The organism is Burkholderia sp. Bp9012 (assembly GCF_003853825.1).
GTDB lineage: Bacteria > Pseudomonadota > Gammaproteobacteria > Burkholderiales > Burkholderiaceae > Burkholderia > Burkholderia diffusa.
In genome coordinates this window covers 1-263 of sequence record NZ_QTQA01000097.1, presented here as the reverse complement: position 1 = coordinate 263, position 263 = coordinate 1, and the positions used below count along the sequence as shown (strand labels likewise).

General features: G+C 64.6%; 1 pseudogene. It reads right to left on the bottom strand.

Going from position 1 to position 263, the window contains the following annotated elements:
- Positions 1–263 (bottom strand): annotated as a pseudogene (locus DIE11_RS36070) (hypothetical protein); the annotation flags it as partial.

Sequence of the window (263 nt, the reverse complement as noted above, 5' to 3'; positions counted from 1 at the left end):
GCCTGGCTGTGCTTGGACAAGCGCCGCCCAAGCGCGTCGTAGGTGTAGTCGACCTTCAGGCGCTCGTCTTCGTAGTGCGTCAGGCGGTCAAACAGGTCCCAGGTGAAGCGGCCTTCCTTACCGTTGTGCCAACGCTGCGTGAGGTTGCCGCGCGTGTCGTACTGGTAGTGGGTGCCGGCGTATTGTTTGAGCAGGTTGTCCAGCGCCTTGATGCGCGGCATGCGCTGGCGCTCGGCTTCGCGCTGCTCGGCCGGGTCGATGAG